Annotated in this window: 5 protein-coding genes; 4 read left to right on the forward strand and 1 reads right to left on the reverse strand. The window is 69.7% G+C overall.

What is annotated here, in order from left to right; all coding sequences use genetic code 11:
- Positions 1 to 380, forward strand: a 380-nt coding sequence (locus BN3906_RS13860; RefSeq protein WP_315969057.1) for a trehalose-phosphatase, incomplete at its 5' end; no start/stop codon positions are given.
- Here BN3906_RS13860 and BN3906_RS13865 read toward each other — a convergent pair.
- The gene (locus BN3906_RS13865; RefSeq protein WP_066590263.1) at positions 325 to 1,551 is read right to left on the reverse strand and encodes a LacI family DNA-binding transcriptional regulator; all 1,227 of its coding nucleotides are present in this window, start codon (positions 1,549 to 1,551) and stop codon (positions 325 to 327) included. The two genes, BN3906_RS13860 and BN3906_RS13865, sit on opposite strands and share 56 nt — an antisense overlap.
- Positions 1,552 to 1,664: 113 nt before the next feature.
- On the opposite strand from BN3906_RS13865, the gene BN3906_RS13870 reads away from it, so the two are divergent.
- The 3 genes from BN3906_RS13870 to BN3906_RS13880 are packed head-to-tail and all read left to right on the forward strand — an operon-like array spanning position 1,665 to position 4,329.
- Positions 1,665 to 2,669 (forward strand): metal ABC transporter solute-binding protein, Zn/Mn family, encoded by a 1,005-nt coding sequence (locus BN3906_RS13870; protein WP_066590265.1) that lies wholly within the window; start codon positions 1,665 to 1,667, stop codon positions 2,667 to 2,669.
- A gap of 20 nt (positions 2,670 to 2,689) precedes the next feature.
- Positions 2,690 to 3,406: a metal ABC transporter ATP-binding protein gene (locus tag BN3906_RS13875; protein ID WP_066590268.1), complete on the forward strand. Its 717-nt coding sequence runs from the start codon at positions 2,690 to 2,692 to the stop codon at positions 3,404 to 3,406.
- Entirely contained in the window at positions 3,403 to 4,329 is a 927-nt protein-coding gene (locus tag BN3906_RS13880; RefSeq protein WP_078057560.1) for a metal ABC transporter permease, read from the forward strand. The genes BN3906_RS13875 and BN3906_RS13880 overlap by 4 nt, the downstream gene beginning before the upstream one ends.
- Positions 4,330 to 4,460 lie beyond the last annotated feature (131 nt).

Raw genomic sequence — 4,460 nt, forward strand, 5'->3', positions numbered from 1 at the left:
GCACCGCCGTCGACGCCGCGGAAGGGCTCGCCGCGACGGAGGCGCTGCGGGCGGCGGTGCAGGATCTGCCGGGTGTCACACTCACCGTCGGCAAGGCCATCCTCGAGGTCGCGGTGACCGACATGACCAAGGGCAGGTACCTGCAGTGGTACACGGAAGCGACCCGTCCCGACCGGGTGGTGTTCATCGGTGACGACCTCACCGACGAGACTGCCCTGCGCGTCCTGCGCCCCGGTGACGTCGGGGTGAAGGTCGGCGACGGTGAGACTGCGGCGATCCGCCGGGTGGCCGGGACCGCGGAGGTCGCGGATGTTCTGCGGCGCCTCACCGACGCCCGTTCCCTCCACAACGCTGACCGGGACGCTCCGGCGCAGAGCTGAGCTCCGGTGACCGTGCCGGCGCGACGGTCGTCCCCGGCTGCCAGTGGGTCGGGAGGATGATCCGCTTCTCCGGTTCGGCCCAGTCGGCGTCCCCGGCGGGGCGACGGTGGGTGGGACGTAGGGCGTCCTCCCGGCGGCGGATCAGGGCGGCCAGCACATTTCCGCTGGTGAATCCCTTTTCCCGGTTGGGCTGCACCACGGTGGACAGTCCCCGGTCCAGGGCCCGGGGAATGCCGTCGAAGCCGGTGACGGACAGGTCACCCGGCACGTCGATGCCACGGTCTGCCGCATAGTCGAGGACGCCGAGGGCCATGGAGTCGGTCGTGCAGATCACCGCGGTGAGGTCCGGATGCCCCTCCAGCAGTTCCGCAGCGGCGGAGTAACTGGTCTCCGGGGTGTTGAGGTGCCGCTCGATGACCGGGACGGTCACCGGGTCGATTCCGGCGTCAGCGAGGACGGCGAGGGCCCCGCTGACCCTGTCCCGCTGGACGTGGAGATGGGCCCCGGCGAGCCGGCCTGGGTCGACGGGTCCGTTGTTGGGTGTCCGGTCGAGGCGGATGCAGAGGATCCCGATCCTGGTGTGCCCCGCATCGACCAGTGCGCGGGCCGCCGGTCGGATCGCGGTGGCGTCGTCGATGCCGACGAAGTTCACGCCGTGGTCGTCGGCGGGCTGGTCACAGATCACGGTGGGGATGTTCCTGGCCTCCACCGAGGTGAGGAAGGGGTCGTCGGAGGCGACGGAGTAGACGATGAACCCGTCGACGACGGCCTGGTTGACCAGGGTCGCCGGCCGGTCCTCCTCGCTGGTCTCCGCGCCGGCGGGGATCAGCAGCATGGAGGTGTCCATGCCCACGCACGCCTCGGAGATGCCGGACATGAACTCCAGGGAGGCCTGGTCCTCGAAGGCGTAGGTCATGTCGTCGGTGAGCAGGACGCCGATGGCACCGGCGTGCCTGGTGCGCAGGGACCGGGCCATGGGATCGGGGCCGGAGTAGCCCATGGCGTCGGCGGTGCGCAGGATCTTCTCCCGGAGTTCCGCGGAGAGCTGTTCCGGGCGGTTGTAGGCGTTCGACACGGTGGTGCGGGAGACCCCGAGTTCCGCGGCGATGGAGGCGAGGGTTCCCCGGCGGGCGGGTCGGCCCTTCCTGCCCTGGCTGCTGGATCGGTTCACGGGGTCCGAGTTTAGCCGGTGTTCACCCGGTGGCCGGGCGGGCACGTCCGACCCCGCGCCCGCACTCTTCTGCAATTGACAACCATTAACAACAAGAGTTACGTTGACGCACCATGAGAAGCCTCCACCTGACCGCCCGTGCCACCCGCACGGCACTCGTCGCCGCCGCCGCACTCACCCTGACCGGGGCGTCCCTCACCGCCTGCTCCGGCGGTTCCGGAGATCCTGCCGCAGACAACGCCGACCTGCACATCGTCGCATCCACCGCCGTATGGGGCTCAGTGGCCCGGGAAGTCGTCGACGACGCCCGGGAAACAGGCTCCGACCTCGACGTCACCGTCACCACCATCCTCTCCGGCACCGACGGTGACCCCCACGAGTACGAGGCCACCGCCAAAGACATAGCCGACATCAGGGACGCCGACATCGTCATCGGCAACGGTGCCGGCTACGACAACTGGCTCACCGACAACGCCGCACCCGACGCCGAGGTCATCACCGCCGCGCCCACGACCGAAGGACATGACACCGGGGAACACGACCACGCAGGCGACGACCACAGTGACGGCCACGGTGACAGCCCCAGTGACGACGTGAACCCGCATGTCTGGTTCGACCTCGCCACCGTCCGCGACTTCGCCGACCGCCTGGCGTCCTCCCTCCACGGCAGGGACAGTTCCTTCCCCGACCACGCCGACGGTGTCGCCGGGAAACTGGACGACGCCGGAGCCAGGCTCGGCAAACTCCCGGCGGCCGATGTGCTGCTCACCGAACCGGTCGCAGCCGACCTGCTGAAGAACACGAAGCTCAGGGACGTGACCCCGGAAGGCTTCGCCCACGCCACCCTCAACGAATCGGAGCCCTCCGCCGCCGACCTCACCGCCGCCCGCGACCTCATCAGCGACGGAACCGTCGACATCCTCGTCACCAACACCCAGGCCCAGACACCCGCCGCCACACGCCTCGTCGAGGCCGCACAGGACAAGGGCCTGCCCGACAGGGACGCCGTGGTCAACGTCAACGAATCCCCCGACAACGGGCAGACCTACTTCGATTACCTCGACAATGTCGTCACAGCGCTGGAGAAGGCCGCCGGCCCGGAAGAAGCCGGACAGTGACCCGGACAGTGCCCCGGACGGTGCCTGTCCAGACGACCGTCCTGACCTTCCGTGACGCCGCCGTCGAGCCCCTGTGGCGTCATCTCGACCTCACCGTCACCCCCGGGGAGTTCCTCACCGTCCTGGGCCCCAACGGGGTCGGCAAATCCACCCTCCTCGGAACAGTCCTCGGCACCCGTCGCCTGACCCACGGCACGGTCACCACCGGCGCACGCACCGGGTACATACCCCAGCAGCGCATGGCGGACCCCGACCTTCCGGTACGGGTGCGTGACCTGGTCGGCCTGGCCATCGGACACGGGATCCTGCACAACCGGCGTCCCTCCCGCTCCACCGTCGACCGCGCCCTGGACGAAGTGGGGGCCCTGGGACTGGCCGACCGCCGCGTCGGAACCCTCTCGGGAGGCCAGCAGCAGCTCGTACGCCAGGCCCAGGCCCTGGCCGGTGACCCGCAGCTGCTGCTGTGTGACGAACCCCTGCTCAGCCTCGACCTGCGTACCCAGCGTGCCGCCGTCGAACTGCTCGACCGCCGCCGTCGTGAACGCCGCACCGCGGTCGTCTTCGTCACCCACAACATCAACCCGGTCCTCGACGTGACGGACCGGATCCTCTACCTCGGCCCCCGCAGCCACGTCACCGGGACAGTCGACGAGGTCATGCGCGGCGACGTCCTCTCCGATCTCTACGGGACCAGGGTCGATGTCGCCCGCGTCAACGGAAAACTGGTGGTCGTGTGAGTACCTGGGACCTGCTCGGGGTCGATTTCGTCCGGAACGCCCTCTGGGCCTCACTGCTGCTCGGAGTGGTGTCCGGGGCAGTCGCACCCCTCATCGTGATGAGGAAGATGAGCTTCGCCGCGCACGCCACCGGCGAACTCGCACTCATGGGCGCCGCGGCCGCCCTCCTGCTCGGAGTCAGTGTCACCGCGGGTGCGGTCGCCGGGGCAGTCCTCGCCTCGGTCGTCCTCGCCCTGCTCGGTATGAGGGAACAGGACGCCACCACCGGAGTGGTGCTCGCCTTCGGCATGGGACTGTCGGTACTGTTCATCTACCTCTACCCCGGACGGACCTCTGAAGCCTACGCCCTGCTGACCGGGCAGATCGTGGGCGTGTCAGGGGCGTCGCTGGGAACACTCGCCGTCGTCACCGTCCTCGTCGTCACCGTGGTCGGGGTTCTCTGGCGCCCCCTGCTGTTCGCCACGGCGGATCCGGTGCTCGCCGCAGCCGCAGGAGTGAAGGTGAAACTCCTGGCCGCCGTCTTCGCGGTGATCATCGGCGTCGTCGCCTCCCAGGGAGTGCAGATCGTCGGGGCACTGCTCCTGCTCGCCCTGTTGATCACCCCCGGCGCGGCGGCGGTGAAGGTCACGGCCAACCCGGCCCTGGCGGTGGTGCTCTCGGCGTCCTTCGCGGTGGTCTCCGCCGCCGGCGGACTGGTTCTCTCCCTCGGTCCCGGACTGCCGGTGAGCCCCTTCGTCACCTCGATAAGCTTCGGCATCTACCTCGCCTGCCGGGGTATCGCAGCAGTGCGGGGACGCCGTGTCTCACGTGACGCCTCACGTGACAACCCGGAGAACCCCGACGGGGACGCCCCGGGTGACGGGGCCGGGAGTACCGAAGGAGTCACCGCCGTCCCCGGCGACGGAGACCACCACCGGCACTGACCCACATCACTGGGAGGTCAGGACGCCGACCCGAACCCGGCGCGGAAGAACTGCGGGGCATGGGGGATCTCCCCGCGGGGCACCCGGAGCGCCGCCGCGGCCAGGGCCGCCCAGTGAGGGTTGCGCAGTGC

This window comes from Corynebacterium provencense (assembly GCA_900049755.1).
GTDB classification, from domain to species: domain Bacteria; phylum Actinomycetota; class Actinomycetes; order Mycobacteriales; family Mycobacteriaceae; genus Corynebacterium; species Corynebacterium neomassiliense.

Bases quoted from the DNA above. Each gene is read 5' to 3' on its own strand.
- BN3906_RS13870 (WP_066590265.1), top strand. From the start codon at position 1,665: ATGAGAAGCCTCCACCTGACCGCCCGTGCCACCCGCACGGCACTCGTC.